This is a genomic window from Actinomadura roseirufa (assembly GCF_900659635.1).
Taxonomy (GTDB): domain Bacteria; phylum Actinomycetota; class Actinomycetes; order Streptosporangiales; family Streptosporangiaceae; genus Spirillospora; species Spirillospora roseirufa.
In genome coordinates this window covers 1-2,353 of sequence record NZ_CAACVB010000522.1, presented here as the reverse complement: position 1 = coordinate 2,353, position 2,353 = coordinate 1, and the positions used below count along the sequence as shown (strand labels likewise).

Sequence of the window (2,353 nt, the reverse complement as noted above, 5' to 3'; positions counted from 1 at the left end):
CGCCGGAGCGGCCGGCCGGCGCCGCGCGGGCGCCGCGGTGAGGGCGGCCCGCCCCCGCGAGATCGCGTTTGCCCAGGGCGGGCCGCCCGGTCACCGGTGCGCCGGTCCGGAGGTCACCGCCCGAAGGCCAGCAGGACCGGGCCCTTGTCGTTCGGGTACGGCGTGAACATGTCGCCCGTCAGGACGTAGACCATCCCGTGCGCGACCACCGCGCCGCCGCCGCCCGCGATCGCGCCGCCGCGGCCGGTGCCGGTGTTGAGGGTCGGGATGTCGGTGAGGGTGTCGAAGGACCACAGCACCTTGCCGTCCTCGGCGGAGTAGGCACGGAACTTGCCGTCCTGCGCGCCCAGCCACACCAGGCCGGGCGTGGTGGTCACCGCGGGGCCGTGCCCCAGCTTGCACAGCTTCGGGTACTGCGCGGCGCCGCCGGTGGTGCAGCCGTCCGCCGGGGCGGGGGTGTTCCAGATGACGTGGCCGTTGGCCGGGTCGAGCGCGAACAGCGTGCCCGGGTTGCCCATGTACGTCGAGACGTACAGGCGGTGGCCGTCATAGCTGCTGCCCCACTGGATGCCGCTCAGCCCGCCGCCGGGCATCGGCTTCGAGAGCTGCCGCTGCCACACGATCTTGCCGGTGCGGGCGTCCAGCACGTGGTAGACGCCGAGCTTCTGGCCGATGCCGACCAGGTGCTGCCTGCCCACGGTGAACAGGTTGGGCGAGGCGCCGAGGTCGAAGTCCAGGGCCGTGCCGTCCGGCAGGTTGGGGCAGAACTTCTGGTCCTCGGGCGACGGGCTGGAGCACTCCCGGCGCCAGGTGTCGACGTCGGTCATCTTCCGCGTCCAGCGCTCCTTGCCGGTGGCGGTGTCGAGCGCCAGCACCGAGTCGAAGTGACCGCCGCTGCCGCTGTAGTTCTGGCCCGTGCCCACGTAGAGCGTGCGGGTCACCGGGTCGACGACGGGCGTGCTCCACACCCCGGCGCCGGACGGCCCGTACCGCGGCACGCCGTTCGGCCACGTCCCGTCCTGCTTCGGCTCGGGGACGGTGTAGAAGCGCCAGTCGACCTTGCCGGTGCGCACGTCGAGGGCGTCGATGTGCCCGCGGAAGGTACAGCACGGGTGGTCCTTGCCCATCAGGTTCTCGCCGCTGGACACGCCGACGTACACGCGGCCACCGAACACGATGGGCGAGCTGGTCACGGTGGCGCCAGGGAAGGCGTCGATCCGCTCGGCCCAGTCGAGCTTGCCGGTCTTCTGGTCCAGGGAGTACAGGTACCCGCGGGTGTCGCCGAAGTACACGTGGCCGCCGGACACGGCCGCGCCGTCGCGCACCTGTGCCCAGCCGGTCCCGACGGTCGACAGGTCGAACGACCACTTCGCCGCGCCGGTCTTGGCGTCCAGCGCGTTGTACTTGCCGTTCGGCGCGCCGAAGTAGATCGTGTCGCCGATCACGGCGGGCTGGCTGTGCGGCGCCCCGGTCTCCTTGGGGAACCCGTAGGCCCACTTCAGCTTCAGCCCGTCCACGTTGGCCGGGGTGATCTGGCGTTCGCCGGCGTTGAACCGGGATCCGCCCAGGTCCTTCTGCCAGGTCGGCCAGTCGCCCGGCTGCGGGTGGCCGGACGCGCCGGTCCCGGCGGCGACCACGACCAGGGCGGCCGCCGCGAGCGCGGCGACCCCCCGTCTCATGACGTTCATCGTCGTTCTCCCTTTCACGAGGTGCCGGGCCGGACGTCGCGGACCAGCCGGTCCCGGAGCGCGCCGGTGTTACGGCGGCTCACGGTCAGCCGGGCGCCGCCGACCCGGAGCGTGCACCGGCCCGATTCGAGGACCATCTCCTCGACGTGCGCGAGCGCGACCAGGTGCGAGCGGTGGATACGGACGAAACCGGCGTCTCCCCACGCCTCCTCCAGCGCCGACAGCGAGACCCGCACCAGGTGGGTCCCGTCCGGCGTGTAGAGGCGCGCGTAGTCGCCGTGAGCCTCGGCGTACCGGACATCGGCCCGGCGGACGAAGCGGATGACCCCGCCGAGCCCGGCCGGGATGACGTCGCCGCCGACCGCGCCCGCCGTACCGGGCGAGGCGGTGCCGGGCGAGCCCGTACCGGAGGAGCCCGAGCCGGGCGGGGGTGTGGCGTGCGTGGACGTGGTCGGCGGGGTGGTGGGGGTGGTGGGGGTGGGGCCCGGCAAGGCCGTACCGGGCGAGGTGGTCTTGGGCGGGGTGGTTTTGGGCTGGGTGGTTCCGGGTGAGGCGATCTCGGACGAGGCCTCCTCATCGGCGAGTCCGGCCCCCTCCACATCGACTTCGACAACGCCGAGCTCGCGGAGACGCTCGGCCTCGCCGCCCTCGTCCTGATCCTGGCC

Annotated in this window: 2 protein-coding genes; both read right to left on the bottom strand. The window is 73.2% G+C overall.

The annotated features are described in order from the left end of the window. Positions 1 to 113: 113 nt before the first annotated feature. Positions 114 to 1,679: an outer membrane protein assembly factor BamB family protein gene (locus E1291_RS41055; RefSeq protein ID WP_207401255.1), complete on the bottom strand. Its 1,566-nt coding sequence runs from the start codon at positions 1,677 to 1,679 to the stop codon at positions 114 to 116. Between the two features lie 23 nt (positions 1,680 to 1,702). Further along, on the bottom strand, positions 1,703 to 2,353 hold a 651-nt coding region (locus E1291_RS41050; RefSeq protein WP_131743418.1), incomplete at its 5' end, for a LytR/AlgR family response regulator transcription factor.

Excerpts from the sequence above, each read along its gene's own strand:
- E1291_RS41055 (WP_207401255.1), bottom strand. The coding sequence starts at position 1,679 with ATGAGACGGGGGGTCGCCGCGCTCGCGGCGGCCGCCCTGGTCGTGGTC.